Genomic DNA, 18,004 nt, shown 5'->3' on the forward strand with positions numbered 1-18,004 from the left:
GAGAACAAAGCGATTGCGGTCTTCTCATAAATGCAGGAGCGGAAGCAGGATACCGTTTGCCTTTATCACCACCCTCTAATCAGGTCAAAATAAATTCTATATTCAGCAGTGCGTTTATACTATTGTGAGTGGAGTGTCTTTCGAAATCCAATATTACCAAGATTAGGCATCTGGATCCAGAACGCCCCGACCATCTGATCCATGTACCAGGGCACAGGCGAGTTGGACAAAGCTCCTGAAGCAGTGTCCTCGCGAACCTGACACCGCTCAATTCACGAATTGCCGTCGTGGGGTACGAGATTGGCGGTGTAGCTATAGCCGGTTACAAGGAAAGAGAAAAAGCGGGTCCAGGGAAGTCATTTCCCTGGCGGGTGAGAGTCCAAGAGAGGGCAGCGCCTTCTCTTGGTTCGACTGCAAAATTCCCAGGCGTTGCAACAAAAGTTGGCTGCGTGAAAATCCGGTCTACTCCAAGTTGGCCGTGCGGCCGATATCGGCCCAGACCAGGCGCAGCAACTCGTAGGAATAGACTTCTCCCAAGGCTTCATGAGCCGGCTTGAGGCCCAGAAAGCCTTCGCGTGCGAACAGGCGCAAGGTTTCCGACAGGCACTCATATTCTTCTGATTGCAGTCCGGATACGGCCAATCCGTCCAATTCGTCATGGGCCACGGCATCGGTCATATGCGACCAGATCGTGGAGGCCTTCAGCGCACGCCGGGCAGCCACGGCTTCCACGCTGCCCAGCTCGCGGAACAGCTCCAGGCTTTCGCGAGCCGAGTCCCCGCGTCGACGTGTGCCCAGGCTGGCCGAGGGTTCGTCTCTGTTGCCGGTAGTCTCTGGTTCGGGCTCAGGTGCTGGCGTGGGCCTGCCGTGCTCAATGGCGTAAGCTTCGAGCAAGGCCAGGAAAGCCGGGCCGAACCGCTCGGCCTTGCGTTCGCCCACACCGAAGGCAGCGCACAAGGCGCGCTGATCCGCGGGCCGCAGGCGCACGAAATCCAGCAAGGTGCGGTCCGGAAAAATGGCATAAGGCGGCACGCCATGCTCGCGGGCCAGGGCCATGCGCAGCTCCTTGAGCTTTACCAGCAGGCCGCGAGCCTCACCTGTGGCCGGCAAACCCGTACCGCCTGCACGCGTTGCGCGGCGTGCTGAACGCTTAGCGTCGCGCCGGAAGCTCACCGATCTGCCGTTCTTTAGTACATCCCAACTTTTGGGAGTCAGGCGCAATCCACCATAGCTGTCGGGATCGGCGGAAAGGTAGCCGGAGGCGGCGAGTTGCCGATGCACGGACATCCAGCCGTCGCGGTCCAGCTCGGTGCCGATGCCGAAGGTGCTCAAGCGGTCGTGGCCCAGTTCCAGCACGCGCGGCGAGGCCCGGCCCAGGAGTACGTCCGTCAGATGGCCCGCGCCGAAACGCTGGCCTGTGCGGAAGACGTTGGATAAAGCTTTCTGGGCCACCACCGTGCCCTCGAAGGTCTCGGGCGGCTCCAGGCAGCAGTCGCAGCTGTTGCACGGGCCTTGGAAGTTTTCGTCAAAGTAGCCGAGCAGAACCGTGCGCCGGCAGGCCGTGGTTTCGCAATAGCCCAGCAGCGCATCCAGCTTGCGCGCTTCCAGGCGCTTGTGTGCCAGGCCGTCGTGATCCTGACTGCCCGAGACCTGCGCCTCCTCCCCGCGCAGCATGGCGCGCATGGCCACGATATCCTGCAGGCCGTAGACCATCCAGGCATCGGCAGGCAATCCGTCGCGACCCGCGCGGCCTGTTTCCTGGTGGTAGGCCTCCAGGCTGCGCGGCGGGTCCAGGTGAGCCACGAAACGCACATTGGGCTTGTCCACACCCATGCCGAAGGCCACGGTGGCAACCATGATCAGGCCTTCTTCGCGCATGAAGGCATCCATGTTGCGCTCACGTTCCGTCGAGGGCAAGCCTGCATGGTAGGGCAGGGCGCGCAGCCCTTCCTTCGCCAGGCGCGCAGCGGTCTCTTCGACCTTACGGCGGCTCAGGCAGTAGACGATGCCTGCCTCGCCGGGATGCTCGCGGCGGATGAATTCCATGAGCTGCCGGAACGGGTGGTCCTTGGGCTTCACGATGTAGCGCAGGTTGGGGCGATCGAAGCTGGCGCAGTACAAGGCCGCGCCATGCAGGTCCAGTCCAGCCAGGATGTCCCGCCTGGTGGGCTCGTCGGCCGTGGCCGTGAGGGCGATGCGCGGCACGCCGGGAAAGGCCCGGCCTAGAACGGCCAGCTCACGGTACTCGGGCCGGAAGTCGTGACCCCACTGGGATACGCAGTGGGCTTCGTCGATGGCGAACAGGGCCAGCTCGACCTGACCGAGCAGCCGCAGGAAATCGGGCCGCACTGCCCGCTCCGGCGCGACATAGAGCAGGTCCAGCCGGCCGGCGAGCATGTCCTCGATCACACTGCGGGCTGCGGAGGGCGTCAGGGCCGAATTGAGGCAGGCCGCGGCCACGCCCATCTGCGTGAGGCCGCCCACCTGATCCTGCATGAGCGCGATAAGCGGCGATACCACCACACCCAGGCCCGGCCGCAAAAGGGCCGGGATCTGGTAGCACAGGGACTTACCGCCGCCCGTGGGCATGAGCACGACGGCATCGCCGCCGTCGGCCACGTGCGTGATGATCTCTTCCTGTCGGCCCTGGAAAGATGCGTAGCCGAAGATCGTGCGCAGGATCTCGGCCGGTGTGGTCGCGTGGGGGTGCTTTGGCATGCGTGGGCTTGTCGGCTCGGCAAAACGTAAAGGGGCGCCAAGCGCCCCTTGCATATAAGCTCCTTAGCCCAAGGAGGCAAATCAGCTCTTGAGCATGGAGCGCTTGATGCTCTGCAGGCGCTTGATGAAATTCTTGGAGATGAAGTCGTTATCCTCGCGGCTTTCCACCACATGCGGAGTAATGAAAATGAGCAGTTCCCGGTTTTGATAGCTCTGGATTTCATAGCCGAAAAGATACTTGATCAAGGGAATGCGGTGCATAAGCGGCACGTTGTTCTCGTTGTTGGTATTGTTCTGCTCCATGAGACCGCCGATGACGATGGTCTGTTCGTCATTGACCACCACGGTGGTGGTGGCCAGCCGCTTGCGGAACAGCGGGGAATTGATGGCGCCCACCGAGGTATCCTCTATGGAGCTGATCTCCTGGCTGAGCTCCATGCGCACCAATCCACGCTCGTTGATGTGTGGGGTGACCGAAAGCAGGATGCCCGTGTTGCGGTACTGGATATTCTGCTGCACCGAAGTTGTGGTTTCGGAGGTTGTGGGGTCGGTCGTTTCCGTGACTTGGGTCAGGATGGGCACCTCCTGGCCGATGTCGATCTTGGCCTCCGAGTGGTTGGAGGACAGTATGTGCGGAGAGGACAGGATCTGCGTGCGGTTCTTGGTGGCAAGCGCTCTCAGAGTCGAGCGCAGTCGGTCGCCGTCCACCAGCGTTACGGCCAGGCCGCTGTTGAGGGTGGCGGGAGTGTTGCTCAGGCTGAAATCGATGCTGGCATTGCCGGTCAGGTCCAGCAGGTAACGCCAATCGATGCCTAGTTGGGTTTCATCATCCAGCGAAACCTCGGCGATGATGACCTCGATGAGCACCTGCTTGGGATAGATGTCCAGCTTCTCGATGACCGAGAGCACGGTCCGGTAGTCGTCGGAGTTTGCTCGTGTCAGGATGGAGTTGGTGGTGACGTCGACCACGAAGACAACCTCTCCGGTCAGTTCGCCAGTAATGTTGGTATCGCGTTGCCGGGCCTGCGGAGCCTCGCGCTGTTGGGCTATCTGCTGGCCGATGGGCACTTGGCCCTGACCTGGCTGCTGTCCCTGCTGAGCTGGGGCGATGGCCGCGCCCGGGGCACGTTGGTTCTGCTGTTCCTGGCCGTTCTGTTCCTGCCGGGGCGCTGTGGTTGTCCGTCCCTCGGTCTTCGTGGCGAAGACGCCCTCCAGGGATTTGACGATTTCCTCGGCGTCGCCGTTCTGCACGTAGTAGACGAAGATGTTTTCGGCCCTGCCGGCCCTCACGAGCTGTGGAATATCCTGATCAAGTTCCTCGACCCAGATATCAACGAAATCCAGAATACTGCGCGTCCTGGCCACCACCAGGACCATGTTCAATCGCTCCATGGCCAGAAATGTCACTTTCTGGACTCCCTTGGGCGTGTTGATGCCCGTGCTCAGGGCCAGGTCCTGAAGATCTTGGGTCATGTCGGCGGCCGGCACGTATCGCAGGGTGTACACGCGCATGTGCATATCGGCGAAAACGCTCACGTCGAAGAGGTTGATGACCTGCTCGATCTTGAGCAAGGAATGGGGAAAGTCGCACACCAGCAGCAGCCCCCGTTCATCATTAGCGTAGACCAGTGCGCCTTTGGATAAGAAAGGCTTGATGACGTTCATGATTTCGGGAGCGGGCATGTAGTCGAGCTTGAAAGCGCGCACGACCTGCCCTCGTGTGGGCGAGCGGCCTTCGCCGGACAGGAATATGCCTTCCAGGGGCGCCAGGGCCGGAGCCTCGGACAGGGGCACCACCTTCCACAACTCACCGTCGCGCAGCATGATGGCTCCATTCATGCGCAGGAGGGCCTGGAGCATCTCCTCTATCTGGGCACGGGTCAGGGTGTCGGAAACATGAATGGACACGCTGCCCTTGACTCCCGGATGCAGGATGTAGTTGGCGCCCAGCTGGTTCAGTATCAGGCGCGTCACCTCCGCAATGTCCGCGTTGAGGTAGTCGAAGGCCACCTGCTGTCCGCCGTCGCCCTCCTCGGGCATGTCCTTGATCCGCCTGGCACCCCGTGACTCGCCTGAAAGGACTTTGTCCAGCCGCGCGTTAAGGCGGCGGTTGGACTGCTCCACCTCCTCAAGAACATCCCCGGTGTCTGGTTGGGCCGAGTCAGGCTGCTGCGGTCCGAACTCGGGTTTGCGGGCGGATTGCGCGGGTCCCTTTCGGTCCACCATGTTTCCGACGGGAAGGAAGGTCTCGTTGCGGTTGTAATCGGCGCAGGATGAGATGCCGACTGTGATGAGCAGGAGAATGGTCAAGGCGTGTCGCATGTGCATCCCTTATCGCTCGTAGCTTGACGCCCTCGGTAACCGGGAGGACGTCAGTCCGTTGCGCCGGTCCGCTCCCCTACCCACGCTGGTCGGAGATGGTCCGGGATGCTGCCATTCTTACCTGTTTAGCGAGGATAATGGCAAGTCATGGATGAATAATCCAACTCATTGGCTGGTCAGTGCGGCCAGCCGAGCGTCGAAGTAGAAGTAACGCTCCTCGCGTGAGCTGATCTGTTTGATCTCTAGTTGGTCGAACCACATGCTGTGTGGGCTTTGCTGCACGGCCAGGATGAAGTCGCGGATGGCCCCGATCTCGCCCCTTGCGTTGATGCTCAGGTTGAGCACGGTCAAATTGTCGCGATTAGCCTTTGGGAGTATCTTGGTGGCCCGGATGTTGATCCGCGCATCCTGGCCCATCTGGGTGACCATGCTTTGGAAGCGGGCTTCGGCCAGCGGCAGCGTGCGGCCCGTGATGAAGCGCTGTGAAACGAGCGTGTCCCGGAAGCCGGTCAGGGCTTGGTGCAGCTTTTCGTACTGCCCACGGTTCGCCGCCAAACGCGAAAGCTTGTCGTACTGGACTTGGCGCAGTTCGATGGCCGAGCGCAGCTCCTGCATATAACCGTCGTACCAGCTCCAGGCATAGTAGACGCTGGTGATCACGAGCAGAGCCGCGGCAACGGCCAACAGCACGTTTTTGCGCTTGGCGGCGGAAAGGGTGGCATCCTGTTCCATGCGCTAGCCTCCTTGCACAGGCTGGCGCTCCAGGCCGGCCAATACCTTGAATAGTTCCTTGTCGCCCCGTTTGGTCACGGGCGAGTCGAAGCGGGCTTCCTTGAACAGCGGTGATGCCTCCACCTGCTCGATGACCGTCGTGGCCGAGGCTGCGGTGCCGCGCAACTCAACACGCTCACGGTCCATGACCAGCGTGGTCAGCCAGACGTCCGGCGGCAGGATCTCGGTCAACTCGCGCAGTACCTCGGCCGGCACGGGAGCGTTGCCCTGCGCGTTGGCCAGCCGGCGCAGCTCGGTTACGATGCGCTCGTTTTCGGCCCGCATGCGTGTGAGTTCGTCGGTTGTGGCGCTGATTTCCGTGATCATGGCGTCAAGCCGGCCCAGCTTTGCATTCAAACCGGCCAGGTGGGCCAGGGGAATGCTCAACACAGCCACCAATACCAGCAGCAGGGTGGCAGCCTGGACCCAGAAGGAGATGCGCCTGCGCCGCAAGACGGACTCGGGCACCAGCCCGATCTGGTAGGGAAAGTCGGCCAAGGCTCTGCCCGGATTTTTGGGGAGCTGATCCAGTACGGCCAAGGCTTCCGGGGCAAGCGACAATGCCGATGCTGCTTCGCGCACCTCGATTTCCTGCTCCCAAAGGAAATGGCGGCAGTCGCCTGGCAGGGGAGCATTGACCATGGCAGGCCTGGTGCGGGCCAGGAAGGTCGCTCCGGCTTCGGGTCGCTGCGCCAGGTCCCAGGCCGAAAAGATGATGCGGCCGTCTTTCCAGCCCAACACCTCGGTTTCGGTCTCTCCCCCGGATATATAGAAGCCGTTCTCTTCGTGCAGACGGGCCACCAAGGCCAGGGAGGGCAGCACGGCCGACACGGCGATGCCCGCTGATGCGGCATCCTCCAGCAGCGGGGACAGCTCGTCCTTGGGCACCACGGTGGCGCTCACAAGGAGCTGCTCGCCTGCGGGCTGGCTGTCATGGCGCACGTGCGTGGACTCCAGATCGAAAGGCACGTGGCGCATGAGAGCGTAGTGTACGGCCTGGTCCAGATTGTCGACGGCAGCCTGCGGCAGGTTGAACTCCACGAAGGTAAAGTAGCGCAAAGGCAGTCCCAGGTACCAGGAATCGTCGGCGCCTGGCCGGAACTCGGCCGTGATGCGCGTCAGGGTTCTGGCCAGGGCCTCTTCCGCTGGGCCGTCTTCTTCGTCCAACAGGTAGGTTTTCCTGTCCAGGAGCTTGCCCCGGTTCCAGGGCGTGTACCCGTAGCGGTAAAGCAGGACCCGGTCGGGTTGCAGCAGCAGGAAGACGGCGACCGGCCAGAGAGATGAGATTTTCTTCATAAGGGTATGCCTTCGGATGTCACGAGGATGATGCTCGCCGAACCAGAGCGCCAAGCCTGTCATCGGACAGGATGCGGGCAGCCTCCAGGAAGACGGTTTTCGGTGGCACGATGTCGAAGTGCTGGCGCAGAATGGCCATGGATTCGGCTGGCAATACGTCGGCCAGATCCGCCAGGCGGGTGATCGGCTCGGCCTTGCGGATTGTTTCCAGCTCCGCGATCGTCTCGGGACTCAACCCCTGGATCATCAGAAAGGCCCTGGGCGAGGCGGAGTTGATGTCCAGCTTGTCCTGGCTGCCGCCTACGTCCAGCAGGTCGCTCAACCCCGGCCGTTCGTCCGTGCCGTGGTACAGCTCCGGCGTGACGCCTTTGACGAGCAGCAGCTCCTCGATGCTCTCCAGCGGGCCGTCCTTGCATAGGTAGGGCTTGTCCAGGCCCTGGTAGTAGTCGTTCTCGGCCCCGCCGATGCTAAAGTTGGTGTCCTCATCGGTCCAGTCGACGATGGAGTTGGCCACGGCCGTGATCTCAGCCGAGTCCTCCAGGCCGCAGGCCGCCAGGAGCGTGACCCAGCGGGCGTAGTCCAGGCTGTTGACGTCCAGCTTACCCGTATCCCCCACCAGGCGCACGGCCATGTTCATGTCCTCCAGCCGGATGCGGTAGGCCTCGTGGCGAGGCCACCAGAGCCCGAGGGTTTTTTGGCCGATGGATTCAAGTTCGTCCTTGCGCGCCAGCAGATGCCGATTGAGCGTGTACTTACGCAGCTCATGCTCGCCCTTGGCCAGGGCTGACTGGAGCAGGTAGGTCTGCTTGGCCGCCGTGAGTCCGTGCAAGGCTTCCTGGCCCTGGAGGCGCGCCATGGTGGCGTAGCCAGTGGCGATGGCCGCCAATATGGCAGTTACCCACAGCACGGCCACCAGGGCGAATCCGCCTGGTGCGCGCCCGTATGCGATTCGACCCATGGTCGATGTGCGTCGGCTCATTCCGTCAGTCCTCCGTACATGGCCAGCGCCCTGAACACCTGTCCGTCAAGTGCGTATTCAAGCTGTGTCACCGCCGGCAGGGACTGCTTGGCCCAGTCTTCCTCGGGCAGGAGACGGCTGGCGGCAAAGGGGCTTGCGTCCTGCTCCTCCGGTAAAATGGCCGCTCCGGCCGAGAAGCTGAAGGCCGCCTCGCCCAGATGGCCCAGAAGCAAGCGGGAGCGTTCGCGCATACTTTCGGGCGGAAGCCAGGAAGCGCGGGTGTCGCCAGTGCTCGTGGCGAAATCGTGCAAGGCCAGGAAGTAGTCCTCGTCAGGGTAGGGCGACTTGTAGAGGTACAAGGCCTGCGCACTATCCCTGCCCGGCCTGGTTCTTTCCTCCGGGGCCAGGAAGAGGCAGGCGAAGAACAGCCCGTGGTCCGCGCGATCCGTTGAGCCGAGTCCGCCGGTGGTCACGTAGAAAACCGTGCCCTTGGCTCCGGCAAAGGCGAAGTCGCGGCCCTGCTCCCAGTTGAGGGTGTAAGGCCGCAGCCCGCGAAAATCGTCGGCCAGCAGCCTGCTTACTGTTTCCTGGCGCTGTTTTGGCGAGTCTCCGTCGTCCGTGCGGCTCCAGACCGTGGCCGCGGTGGAAAAGGCCATATAAAGCACGAGCATGAGCAAGGAGAGTATGGTCAGGGAGATGACCACCTCCAGGAGCGTGAAACCGGCCTGAACACGATTCGCTTCAAGGCGTGAATAGCCTCCGGCGGCCGGGGGGAGAGCCTCCCCCCGGACCCCGGCATGTGTGGCGATAAGTGCCGTGTGTCTCATTCCTGAGCCGCCTCTAGCTCTTCGGCCGGGGGCAACTCCTCCAGCACCGGCCGCTCGCCCTCGGCAAGCTCCTGCACATGGTCGTTCTTGAAATCGTCGTTGAAATAGCCCGGCTCGTAATCCCGGTAGAGGGACAGGCGCACATTGCGACCTCCTTTGGCCGTGAAGTCGAGCACGAACCTGTACAGCTCCGAGGGGGTTCGCACCGTAAGCAGCTCATCCTCGGACTGCTCGTCGGACTGCGCATCTGCATCAAGGGGTGCGGGCACATCCACGGCATACATGCTCACGTTCCAGGCGCGGCCTTCGGCCTCACCGCTCCAGGGGTACTCATCATCGCGCACGTCCATGGCCATGAGCTGGTCGAAGAGCATACGCGACTCCACCACGGCCTCGGCTGTCTGGCGGCTGCGAACCTCCAGCCGAAGGCTCCCGGAAAGGAGCTGAAAGAAGACCGACACGGTCAGGCCCACGATGACCGCGGCCACGAGGACCTCCATGAGCGTGAAGCCCGCCTGGCTAACCTGGCTGGCCTGGCCGATCTGGACGGGCTGGGCGGAAGCGCCGGGCATGCCGTGCGCGCGGCTCATCAGCCTGCTCCCTGAGGCTGCATTTCCAGGCGCACCCAGCCGAAGACCGGGTCCAGGCTCAGGCGCAGCTCCCTCCTGCCCGCATACAACAGCACTCCCGAGCCGTCCGAGGAACCATCGGGGTAGAAGCGCGCCACGGGAACGCCTTCCTCTCGGTCTTCCTCTGGCTCGGCTGTCCCGACGGATTCGCTCCAGGCCAGGTTCACGCCATCGGGCAGGCGCAAGCGCTTGCCTCGGGCCTGCTCCGTCAGCTCACGGGTGGCCGGATCGTACAGACAGGGGTTCTCCCGCTCGTCCAGCAGGGCGAAGCTGCGCGCCGAGCGCAGGAAACCGTAGACCTGCCGGCCGGCCAGCGTGAGTCGGAAGGCGTCGCTCTGACGGTAAGCCATGCCGGCCACGGCCCCGGCCATGAGCGAAATGATGAGCACGACCACGATGATTTCGAGCAGGGTGAAGCCGCCCTGCCGCACGGACGGTGCCTGGACGGATGTCCCCAGGTTCCCTTGCGGGAGAAGAGTGAGGATGGGCGAGCCGTCCTGGCGGATGCCGCCCCATTCAATCCTCACGCGAAACACGCCTTAGTTCTCCCAGCTCGCCACGTCCTGGTTCTCTCCTTCGCCGCCCTCGGCCTTGTCCGCGCCCAAGGACAGCAGGTCGTATTCGCCATGTTCGCCGGGGCTGCGATAGATGTACTGACTGCCCCAGGGATCGGCGGGAACATCCTTGCGCAGGTAAGGGCCGTCCCAGGTTTGCACGTCGCCGGGCTGGGTTACCAGCGCCGTCAGGCCTTGCTCGCTGGAAGGGTACTGGCCCACGTCCAAGCGGTAGGTGTCCAGGGCCGTGCCCAGCACCTCGATCTGCGTGCGGGCCATCTTCTGCTTGGCCCCGCCCACGCGCTTGAAGAGCTGCGGCCCAACCAGGGCGGCCAGCAGGCCGATGATGAAGACCACGATGAGGATCTCGATGAGGGTGAACCCGCCTTGGCGGGCGCGACGGTGAAGGAGTTCGTTATGGCAATCCATGTCTTAACCTCTCTCTTGCTTTTCGCGCCGATCAGACGCCGATTTCATTGATGCTGAAAATCGCCAGCATTATGGACACGACCATTATGCCGATAACCAGACCGAGCACGAGAATCACGGCCGGTTCGAAAATGGATGTGAAGGACTTGATGCTCGCGCGCAGCTCCTTGTCATAGACATCGGCGACCTTGTGCAGCATGGCGTCCAGCCGGCCGGTCTGCTCGCCCACGCCGATCATGTGCACGGCCAGGGATGGCATGTACTCGATGGCGGCCAGCGAGCGCGATAGGGGCACGCCCTGCTTGATGTCCTCGATGATCTGGCCCAGGCGGCCCTTGAGGTCGCTGTTCTGGACCACGCCGCGCACGATGTTGAGCGAGGCCAGGATGGACACGCCGTTCGAAAGCAGCGTGCCCAGCGTGCGCGAGAGGCGCGCCAGCTCGATGCGCACCATGATGGAGCCCACCAGCGGCGCGCGCAGCTTGAAACTGTCGAAGGCCAGGCGGCCGCCCGGAGTGCGAGCCCAGGAGCGGAAACCCAGAACCGCCAGCAGCGCGGCCAGGAGCATGGCCCACCACCAGCCGCGCAGGAAGGCTCCGGTCGCGAGCATGATCTGCGTGGGCAGAGGTATGGCCGCGCCCAGGTCGTCGAAGATGGTGGCGAAACGCGGCAGGACCACGGTGAGCAGCACGAATACGGACACGGCCGAGGTCAGCGACAGGATGGCCGGGTAGATCATGGACGAAACAAGGTATTCGCGAATCTCCTGCACGTTCTTGAGGTAGTCCGTGAGCTTGTCCAGCACCGCCTCCAGGATTCCGCCCTTTTCGCCGGCCGTGACCATGCTCACGAAGACCGGTGGAAAGGCTCCGGGGTGCTGGGCCAGGGCGTCGCCCAGGGAGCTGCCCTCGCGTATGCGCTCGTGCACGTCGGCCACCACCTTGCGAAAGACGCGGCCTTCGGTCAGCTCGGTGATGATGAACAGGCTCTTGTCCAGGGCGATGCCCGCGGACAAGAGCATAGACAGATTCTCGGCAAAGGCGATGAGCGCCTTGTTGCGCACACGGCTGACGCGCGGCGTCCTCCCGGCGCGGATTGCGCGGGGTATGCCCGGGATTGCAACGACCTTGCGCCGGCCGCGACGCGACCGAGCCTGCTCCGCGCCCGCCGGGGGAGTTATCTCCAGGGGCACCAAGCCTTTCTGTTGCAGAGCGAGAGCCACTTGGCGCTCGTTCTCGCCGGTCATGGTCCCGGTGGCAACCCGTCCGTCACTGGCCACGGCCCGATAGGCGTACTCCAGTTGGGTCGCCGCCTGGGTCGTGTCGTCCATGGCCATGCGCATGCCTTCCCGCACCTTAGCCTCCCGCCACGCGCAGGACTTCCGTGGCCGAGGACAGGCCCTGGCGCACCTTTTCCCAGCCGCTGTCACGAAGCAGCTGCATGCCCTGGCTCACGGCCAGATCGCGGATGGCCGTGGAGCTCTTGCTCTCCAGGATGAGGCTCTTGACTTCGTCGCTCACGGGCAGGACCTCGAAGATGGCCGTCCTGCCGCGATAGCCGGTATTGCTGCACTTGGGGCAGCCCACGGCCTCGTACAGTGGTTCGGCCGGAGTGGGCGTCCAGGGCATGCCCAACCTGCGGACCAAGGCTTCATCAGGCAGAAAGGGTTTCTTGCAGGCCGGACAGAGCACTCGCAGCAGTCGCTGGGCCAGGATGCCCAAGAGGGACGAGGACAGCAGGTAGTCCTCCACTCCGATCTCAACCAGCCGCGTCACGGCGCCTGCCGCGTCGTTGGTGTGCAGGGTGGAGAAGACCAGGTGGCCCGTGAGGGCCGACTGCACGGCGATATCCGCCGTTTCCCGGTCGCGGATCTCGCCGATGAGGATCACATCCGGGTCCTGGCGCACGATGGAGCGCAGACCGCTGGCAAAGGTCAATCCGGCTTTCGGATTGGCCTGAACCTGGTTGATGCCGTCCAGGTCATATTCCACCGGATCCTCGATGGTGATGATTTTTTTATCCGGCGAGTTGAGCGTGTTGAGGGCCGAGTAGAGCGTGGTGGTTTTGCCACTGCCTGTGGGGCCGGTGACCAGGACGATGCCGTGGGGTTGGCGAATGAGCTGGTCGAAGGCCTCCAGTTGCAGGGCCGGAAAGCCCAGTTTCTCCATGGAAAACGAGATGGACGTGCGGTCCAGCAGGCGGATGACCACGGACTCGCCGTGGGTCGTGGGCAGGCAGGACACGCGCATGTCTATGGATTTGCCGGCGATCTTGAGGAACATCTTGCCGTCCTGGGGCAGGCGGCGTTCGGCGATGTCCAGGCGGGCCATGATCTTGATGCGCGAGACGATGGCCTGTTGCAGATGACGAGGCAGGGCCTCGAAATCTTGCAGGATTCCGTCGATGCGGAAGCGCACCTGGATGCGATCCTGAAAGGTCTCCAGGTGGATGTCGCTGGCCGCGCTCTCCACGGCCTTGGTCAGGATGAGGTTGACCTTCTTGACTACCGGGGCCTCGGAGGCCAAATCCTTGAGCTGCTCCACATCCTCGAAGGCAAGGAACTCTGGTTCGGCGGCCTGCTCGTCATCACTGTCCTGCTGGCGGTGCTCGCCGTGCAGGTAGTGGGCCTGGATCCAGGCGCGGATGGATTCCTCGCGGCTTATGGCCAGCTCTATATCGCCCACCCTGAATAGTTTCTTGAGCGTATCGATGACGATATGGTCGAAGGGATCGCTGATGACGATGGATAGTTTGTCGTCGTGCACGGCCATGGGCACGAAGGCGTGCTCCTGCATGAACAGCGGCGAAATGCGGGAGAAGGCCTCGGGGTCGTACGTCTCGGGAAGGGTTTTGATGAAGGGTATGCCGAGTTCCGCGGCCACCAGGCCGAGAAAGTCGTCCTCCGACACGAGGCCCGTGCGTATGGCCACCTTGTAGGGCGGTTCGCCCGTTCGGCTGTTGGCCACAACGCGGCGCAGTTCGTCGCGTTGCAGCATTCCTCGGTCTATCATGGCATCGATGATATTAGACATGGCATCCAGATTACCCCAATCAGGGTCTTGTGCATAGATTTGCGATAAAAAAGCTCGGCCGGGAAGCGCGCCCTCCGCCAGGAAGCGCGCCGAAAAGGCCGGCGGTAGTGCATGTGTGCCAAGAATCTAGGCTCAATTGAAGATATGGGAAGACCGATTACAAAAGTTTCATGCTCAGGAGAGCCCATATGGCTGCCGGCTTGCCAAAACGCCGGGCATGGGCCATGGAAGGGCAGCGCCACAAGCAGCAATGGAGCCCAAGCGAGCATGAGAATACCCGCCAACGAGCCGTGTTACGCACGCCCCAGGAAAGGCCTTCGGTCCGCCCGGTTGGTCGTATTGCTGCTGCTGTCCGTCCTGCTGGCTTCGGCTTGCGGGCTCAAGGAGCCTCCCCTGCCCGAAGCCACGGTCCCGCCCGAAACCTGGGGTATCGAGCCCATAGGCCTGTTCGTGCAGGAGTGGGGACAGCGTTCGGAATTCCGCTACCACGTCACGGATCCTGAAGCGGCCCTGGCGTTCATGTCCAGGCCGGTCAAGGCCATTCTCGTGCGCGAGAAAAGCGGCGAGCGCTATGAGCTGCCGATGCCCGTGCGTACGGGCAACCAGGAGTTGCTGGAACTGAACCCCGCGCCCTGGCGGGTCTACTACATGAGCTTTCGGCACGTTATCTTTCCCATCAGCGTGGGGGAGAGCATGAGCCTGATCATCGGCAACATGCGCGTGCAGGGGCTGGAGGCGCGGGACTTCAACGACCTGCCTCCAGGGCTGGACAGCCCGGAGCAGCCGGTGGCCGAACCTCAAGATACCATCCACATGCCCGGAGACGAACCGGACAGGCCATTCTACAGCGGTACGGTCGAAGATGCCGAGTAGGGGATGGCCGCATGCGGCTCAGGGCGAGGCCGCATCAGGGCCGAGACCGGCGCCGATTGTCTTCCTGCCCGCCACCGCTTCCACCACGTCCACGCAGGTCTGAGTTCCTCCATGCCCCGACGGGCCCCAATGCCAGGGACCCTCGTGGATGCGCAGGGCCGTGAGCTCGGCCACGGGAATGCAGCGCCAGTTCTCCGGCGAGCCGTCGCTGACCGGCCCCGCGCTGCTTTCGCCGCCGTATTGGTAGAACAGGCAATGCAGCCGGTCGCGCTTGCGGCCCAGCACGTGCGGGCACATCTCGCGGTAATGGCCACCGTATACGGCGCTTACGGGACGCAACTCGCGCATGGCCCGAAGCAGGATGTCGTAGTTGGATACGCGCGGTTTTCTGACCATGACCCAGCATAGCAGCTCCGGGACGGCCCGCAAGCTCCGCCCCAAAGCGTTGTAGCTAGAGCATTTTGCTTTTGAAGATGCTCTGCAAGCCATGCGTCGGCATGGCTTGCCGCTAGCTTCGGCCTAGGCAATTCACTTACGCCGTCAACGCCGGAGCGGGCGTCTTAAAAGCAATCTGCTCTGGGCGAAGAGGGGAGGCCGCACGCCGCGCATCACGACCTCCTGACGAATGTCCGAGTGACCGCCCCAGCCATCTGCGGCGGCAATACCGGCCTAACCTTCCCTGTGTCGCATGCAGCCAACGCAGTACACCGTGTCGGGCACAGCCTCCAGGCGTTGGATGGGTATGTCCTCACCGCAATCCGCACAGGTGCCGTAGTTCTCGCCTTCCATTCTACTCAAAGCCCTGGACAGTTCGAATAGCCGCTGGTCCATGCGCTTCTTCCAGGCGAGATAGCTCATGCCGGTTCCGGCCAGTTCGCTGACAGTTATGGGATCTTGCGATTCATTGTAGGAAGACCATTTCTGCAATGCCTCACGAATGCTGGCAATCTCTGTTTCAATGTTGTTCTTGATTGAATTAAATCGACTCTGTCTCATCTTGCTCTCCTTGAATTGTAAAAAGAAAGGCCCCATTTCCTGCGGAGATGGGGCCTTTTCGTTGCAGCGAAGCAATGACGCTAGACGATGGCTCCCGGTGGCTTCTTGCAAAAGCCAAGGGACAGGGCAATACCTTTGACGGTATTGCTGAGTTGCTGAATTATCCTATTGTGGATATTTTTTAACCAAAGCTGCATGTCATTATCCTGATGCATTTTGTTCATGGCAAACGGACTAGATTCTACACACGTGCGTTTTATTTGCAAGGGATCTCCGAGACATTTTTATTTGCGGGCGGAGCCCCCAGCTAAGCCCATGGCGTCTCAATATGCCCGCATGGCGGCACACCGCCGCGCAAGCAGGTGCGCCATTTCGCCGTCCCCCTTGCAACGCCCCGTCAGTGCGGGTATCTCTGACGGGTTGTGCCGTTAACGCAAAGGACGCGCCATGTACTTCCATACTCCCACATTCCTTAAGGCCATGTCGCTCGTGTTCACCCGCAGGCCGCTCTCGGTCCGGCACATGCTCTTCGCCGTGATCTTCTCGGCTCTGTTCCTGGTCCTGCGCGCCGTTGTCATCGCCGGGCGCATCCTGGACGACTTTTTTTATCCGGGCTGGCGCTCTCAGGAGGTCAGGCGACCCATCTTCATCATAGGCAATCCGCGCAGCGGAACAACCTTCACCCACCGGCTCATGGCCGGAGACGAGCGCTTCACCTGCTTCAAGCTCTGGCAAACCATCTTTCCGGCCGTGACCTATTACAGGCTTTTCAGCCTGCTCGGCCGATTTGACCGCGAGATCGGTGCGCCCTTTGCCAGGATGCTGGCCTATGTCATGCGCAAGGGGCTTTCAGGCTGGGAAAAAATGCATCCCACGGGACCGGACAAGGCCGAATCGGACGAAATGCTGTTCGTCTATGCCTTCCTGAGCCCGCTGGTGTCCCTGCTCTTCCCGTATCTGGACGAACTGCCGCAGCTCAAGTTCCCGGACCGCCTGCCCGAGGACGACCCGGTGCATCTGCGCCTGTATTTCAAGGACTGCCTCAAGCGGCACGTCTACGCAACGCGCGTCACGCGGGCCAACGGCAAGGCGGAGCCGGACCGGATACTGTTGGAGAAGGTCGCGCTCATCGCCGGCAGGCTGCGCCTGGTCCTCGCCGCCGTGCCCGACGTGCGCATCGTGCACCTGGTGCGCCATCCCTACGAGTCGGTGCCCTCGCTCATGAGCATGTTCCATGCGCCCCTGCCCACTCTGGCCCCGCAGCATGCGGCCAAGAACGGTCCGGCCATGCGCCAGGTGGCGACCATGATCTTCGAGTACTACCGGACCATTCTGGAAGTGAAGCGCGGCCTGTCGCCCGATCGTTTCCTGGAGGTGCGCTACGAGGATCTCGTGGCCGACCCGGCCGCTACCGTGAAGCGCATCTATGACGTGTTCTGCATCCCCGTGAGCCCTAACTACAAGGACTGGCTGGCTCAGGAAGCCGGCAGAGCCAGGGGCTACAAAAGCGAGCACGCCTATTCCCTGGAAGAGTTCGGCCTGACCAAGGATATAGTCTATGCCGAGCTGAAGGACGTTTTTGATGAGTACGGCTTCAAGCCGTAGTCATCTTCCCATCTCTTCCAGATGCCAGCGCAGCGTATCCCGCAACGTGTCCGCCAGCGGCCGTATGCGGAAGCCTTCCGCGCCGCCCAGTTCGCGCCAGGTACGGCTGCCGTCGAAGGCCATCGAGCGTCGGCATAGCTTCACGCCCGTCACCGAAGACATTGGCTGGCGGCCCGTGCGCCGGCCCCACCATTCCTCCATCCGGCTGAAGGCCAGAGCCAAGCCATAGGGCACGCGGAAAGCCGGCGGCTTCATGCCTGCCTCGCGCGCCGCCATGGTCAGCAGCTCCTTTACGCTCAGGTTATGGCCGGCCAGGATGTAGCGCCGGCCCGGCACCCCGCGTTCGGCGGCCAGCATGTGGCCCATGGCCGCGTCGCGCACGTCCACGAAGTTGAGCCTGCAGTCGATGTAGCCCTTGATCTTGCCTTGCAGGAAATTTCGCACCATGCGCCCCGGCGGAGTCAGGTTGCGATCGCCGGGACCCAGCGGCATGGTCGGGTTGACCACCACGGCGTCGAAGCCCGAGGCGGCCAGTTCCAGGACGGCCCGCTCGGCGCGGTACTTGGAAAGGCAGTAAGGCCCGAGCTGATCCTCCTCGGTCACGCGCACGTCCTCGGTTATGGGGCCCGGATGGTCGCGCGGCGTGAGGATGGACTCGGTGGAGGTGTATACGAGCCGCTGGACCTTGGCCTCGCGCGCGGCCCGGATGACGTTCTCGGTGCCCTGGCGGTTGACCTGATCGAACACATCCGGGTTGCGGTCCCACAGCATGGGATTGGCCGCCAGATGGAAGACGCGCTCGCAGCCTCGGGCGGCCTCCTGCACGGCTCGGCCGTCGCGGATGTCGCCCAGCAGGATTTCGGCGGGCTTCGGAAGGTCCGTATGCCAGGGCTTGCGATCGAATACGCGCACCAGCCTTCCCGCGGCCTGGAGCAGGCTGACGAGATGGCTGCCGATAAAGCCGCTGCCGCCTATGACCAGATCCATACCCAAT

16 protein-coding genes are annotated in these 18,004 nt (G+C 62.6%); 2 read left to right on the plus strand and 14 right to left on the minus strand.

Going from position 1 to position 18,004, the window contains the following annotated elements:
• Positions 1-462: 462 nt before the first annotated feature.
• The 11 genes from recQ to gspE form a co-directional block, all read right to left on the minus strand.
• The gene (recQ, locus tag H585_RS0109980; protein WP_034627818.1) at positions 463-2,718 is read right to left on the minus strand and encodes a DNA helicase RecQ; all 2,256 of its coding nucleotides are present in this window, start codon (positions 2,716-2,718) and stop codon (positions 463-465) included.
• 81 nt (positions 2,719-2,799) lie between these two features.
• Positions 2,800-5,046, minus strand: coding sequence for a type II secretion system secretin GspD (gene gspD, locus H585_RS0109985; RefSeq protein WP_244432520.1), 2,247 nt, complete (start codon positions 5,044-5,046; stop codon positions 2,800-2,802).
• Positions 5,047-5,205: 159 nt separating this feature from the next.
• Positions 5,206-5,772, minus strand: a complete 567-nt coding sequence (gene gspM / locus H585_RS0109990; protein WP_027367716.1) for a type II secretion system protein GspM — start codon at positions 5,770-5,772, stop codon at positions 5,206-5,208.
• Positions 5,773-5,775: 3 nt separating this feature from the next.
• On the minus strand, positions 5,776-7,107 hold the full coding sequence (locus tag H585_RS0109995) for a PilN domain-containing protein (RefSeq protein WP_027367717.1): 1,332 nt from the start codon (positions 7,105-7,107) through the stop codon (positions 5,776-5,778).
• A gap of 19 nt (positions 7,108-7,126) precedes the next feature.
• Positions 7,127-8,086 (minus strand): type II secretion system minor pseudopilin, encoded by a 960-nt coding sequence (locus H585_RS0110000; RefSeq protein ID WP_027367718.1) that lies wholly within the window; start codon positions 8,084-8,086, stop codon positions 7,127-7,129.
• On the minus strand, positions 8,083-8,892 hold the full coding sequence (locus H585_RS0110005) for a PulJ/GspJ family protein (protein ID WP_027367719.1): 810 nt from the start codon (positions 8,890-8,892) through the stop codon (positions 8,083-8,085). Before H585_RS0110005 ends, H585_RS0110000 begins: the two co-directional genes overlap by 4 nt.
• Positions 8,889-9,482, minus strand: coding sequence for a type IV pilus modification PilV family protein (locus H585_RS0110010; protein ID WP_027367720.1), 594 nt, complete (start codon positions 9,480-9,482; stop codon positions 8,889-8,891). Before H585_RS0110010 ends, H585_RS0110005 begins: the two co-directional genes overlap by 4 nt.
• Positions 9,482-10,057 (minus strand): prepilin-type N-terminal cleavage/methylation domain-containing protein, encoded by a 576-nt coding sequence (locus H585_RS0110015; RefSeq protein WP_027367721.1) that lies wholly within the window; start codon positions 10,055-10,057, stop codon positions 9,482-9,484. Before H585_RS0110015 ends, H585_RS0110010 begins: the two co-directional genes overlap by 1 nt.
• A gap of 3 nt (positions 10,058-10,060) precedes the next feature.
• The gene (gene gspG, locus H585_RS0110020; protein WP_014258426.1) at positions 10,061-10,504 is read right to left on the minus strand and encodes a type II secretion system major pseudopilin GspG; all 444 of its coding nucleotides are present in this window, start codon (positions 10,502-10,504) and stop codon (positions 10,061-10,063) included.
• A 31-nt stretch (positions 10,505-10,535) separates the two neighbouring features.
• On the minus strand, positions 10,536-11,858 hold the full coding sequence (locus H585_RS0110025) for a type II secretion system F family protein (protein WP_027367722.1): 1,323 nt from the start codon (positions 11,856-11,858) through the stop codon (positions 10,536-10,538).
• A 1-nt stretch (position 11,859) separates the two neighbouring features.
• Positions 11,860-13,536, minus strand: coding sequence for a type II secretion system ATPase GspE (gene gspE, locus H585_RS0110030; RefSeq protein ID WP_027367723.1), 1,677 nt, complete (start codon positions 13,534-13,536; stop codon positions 11,860-11,862).
• A 267-nt stretch (positions 13,537-13,803) separates the two neighbouring features.
• Between gspE and H585_RS0110035 the strand changes: the two genes are divergently transcribed.
• Complete coding sequence (locus H585_RS0110035) at positions 13,804-14,409, plus strand: hypothetical protein (protein ID WP_027367724.1); 606 nt, start codon at positions 13,804-13,806, stop codon at positions 14,407-14,409.
• Between the two features lie 18 nt (positions 14,410-14,427).
• Here H585_RS0110035 and H585_RS0110040 read toward each other — a convergent pair whose 3' ends face one another.
• Positions 14,428-14,805: a hypothetical protein gene (locus H585_RS0110040; protein ID WP_027367725.1), complete on the minus strand. Its 378-nt coding sequence runs from the start codon at positions 14,803-14,805 to the stop codon at positions 14,428-14,430.
• A 273-nt stretch (positions 14,806-15,078) separates the two neighbouring features.
• Positions 15,079-15,405 carry a TraR/DksA family transcriptional regulator gene (locus tag H585_RS0110045; RefSeq protein WP_027367726.1) on the minus strand — a complete coding sequence of 109 codons (327 nt, stop codon included), beginning with the start codon at positions 15,403-15,405 and terminating at the stop codon, positions 15,079-15,081.
• Positions 15,406-15,852: 447 nt separating this feature from the next.
• Between H585_RS0110045 and H585_RS0110055 the strand changes: the two genes are divergently transcribed.
• Positions 15,853-17,010, plus strand: coding sequence for a sulfotransferase family protein (locus H585_RS0110055; protein ID WP_014258419.1), 1,158 nt, complete (start codon positions 15,853-15,855; stop codon positions 17,008-17,010).
• Here H585_RS0110055 and H585_RS0110060 read toward each other — a convergent pair whose 3' ends face one another.
• Positions 17,011-17,997 (minus strand): SDR family oxidoreductase, encoded by a 987-nt coding sequence (locus tag H585_RS0110060; protein ID WP_027367727.1) that lies wholly within the window; start codon positions 17,995-17,997, stop codon positions 17,011-17,013.
• Positions 17,998-18,004: the final 7 nt, after the last annotated feature.

Origin of the sequence: Desulfocurvibacter africanus subsp. africanus DSM 2603, from assembly GCF_000422545.1 — a bacterium.
In the GTDB taxonomy this organism is placed as follows: Bacteria; Desulfobacterota; Desulfovibrionia; order Desulfovibrionales; family Desulfovibrionaceae; genus Desulfocurvibacter; species Desulfocurvibacter africanus.